This window comes from Nostocoides sp. (assembly GCF_035343835.1).
Taxonomy (GTDB): domain Bacteria; phylum Actinomycetota; class Actinomycetes; order Actinomycetales; family Dermatophilaceae; genus Nostocoides_A; species Nostocoides_A vanveenii.
Window position 1 is genome coordinate 5,725 of record NZ_DAOQZV010000158.1, and the last position, 1,886, is coordinate 7,610.

Annotated in this window: 1 protein-coding gene and 1 pseudogene; one reads left to right on the forward strand and one right to left on the reverse strand. The window is 71.7% G+C overall.

Annotated elements, in window-relative coordinates; translation table 11 throughout:
• Positions 1-152: 152 nt before the first annotated feature.
• Entirely contained in the window at positions 153-1,442 is a 1,290-nt protein-coding gene (locus PKH97_RS11385) for a glycosyltransferase 87 family protein (protein ID WP_324387559.1), read from the reverse strand.
• A gap of 29 nt (positions 1,443-1,471) precedes the next feature.
• On the opposite strand from PKH97_RS11385, the pseudogene PKH97_RS11390 reads away from it, so the two are divergent.
• Positions 1,472-1,886, forward strand: a pseudogene (locus PKH97_RS11390) (hypothetical protein); the annotation flags it as partial.

Sequence of the window (1,886 nt, forward strand, 5' to 3'; positions counted from 1 at the left end):
CCGCCGTTGACGCCCCGGGCGATCCGCCAGTCGTCGCTGATCTCGGTGTCGTAGACCCCGCCGCCCGCCGCGTCACGGCGATCCCCCGGCCAACTGCGTCATGTTCTGCTCCTTTGTCACAACTTCTCGCTCCGGCTGCGGGAACGTCGACCTCACCCGGCTTCGGAAGCCGCGCGGCGTTCGACCTTGCCCGGCGCAGCCGACCGCTCCACGGCCCGGGCTACCGCATCGGCCTCGGCATCCGTCGGTTCGCGCGCCGATGCCCAGTTCAAGAGCCACAGTGCCAGCAGCGCACCCGCCAGGTCGGCATTCTGCAAAATCCGGCCCACGAGGATGGGCGGCCAGTCGTGCGCGATCCAACTGATCCCCCACCACGGCAGCCGGCAGACGAACCACACCGTGATCACCAGCGCCGCCACCAGCCGCCGGCGATCCCGCAGTGGGTCGGCCCCGAGGATCGCCAAGATCGCCACGACGATCCAGTGGAAGTGGTGGATCCAGGCCACCGGCGAGAGCAGGCAGGCGAGCAGCCCCACCGCGGCCACCTCGGTGACCGTGTCGCCCCGCAGCCACGCCCGCCGCGCCAGCCGGAATCCGAACCACCCGACCAGGGCGACCAGCACCAGCCACAGGGCCACACCGGCGCCACCCGACGGCCCGACCCGCATCAACACCCCGCGGATCGACTGGTTCGACGTGCCCATATTCGGTCCGAGCCGCGCGGGGTCTTGCAGAGCCCCGCCCCAGAACGCCAGCGAGGCCGACGGGATCGCCACGAACGCGGCCAGCCAGGCAATCGCCGCCGTCGCGATCGCGGTCCCGGCCTCCCGCCAGCGCCGGTTGATCACGTAGTGCACGACGAACACCCCAGGCGTCAGCTTGATCGCCATCGCCAGCCCGACGAGCACGCCGGGCGCGACGCCGCTCAAAACTCGCGGCCGGGGCCGGCGCAGGTCCATCAGGGCGGCGAGCACTATGAAGGCGTTGACCTGTCCGAACCGGATCCCGTCGCCGACGGGGTGCAACCAGAACATCGGCGCCGCCAGCAACCCCAGGACCAGCGGCTGCGCGCTGCCGCCCCGGTGAATCAGGCGGTAGCCGGCATACCAGACGATCGCCGTCGTCGCCGCGATCTGCAGTGCCGTCCACAGCCACCCGACCAGCCCGAAGGGCAGCAACGCAAGCGGTATCGCGAGCAGCGCCGCGAACGGCGGATAGGTGAACGGAAGCAGTTGCGGCGCCTCCGTCATCGCGTCGTAGATCGGCCGCCCGATCAGGATCGACACGCCCGCCTGCCGATAGACCTCGACGTCCACTTGCCACTGATCCATGGGCCAGAAGACCAGGAATCGCAACACCGGGATCACCGCACCAAGCAGCACCAGCGCCGCGCAGCCGGCCCATTGCCAGGCTGGCGCGCGGGTGGTGCGGACGGCGGTCACCCGCACATTCTGGCCCGTACCCTTATCCGGTGAGACCAGCGACCCGGCGCGCCGCAGCGCTGCTCGGGCTCCTGCTCGCCGTCCTGTGCCTCATCCCCGCCCGTATGGCGGCGGCCCCCCTCGCGGCGAATGTCCCGTCCACTGCCACCCCCGCCCGGATGGCGGCGCCTTCCCTCGCCAGCGCGCCGGCACCGGCCGTCACGCCAGTGCTCGCGCGCACCATCCTGATCGGGACCGGCGGCTTCACCTGGTCCGATGTCAACGCCGAGCGCACGCCCGCTCTGTGGGCGCTGCTGCGTGACGGCGCCTCCGGTGTCTCCAGTATCCGCTCGGTCAACCCCAGCACCTGCCCGATCGACGGTTGGCTGGCCCTCTCGGCCGGCGAGCGCGCCGCGGCCGCAGGGGCGGACGGCAAGGCCACGCGCGCCTCGACCGCGACCTGCC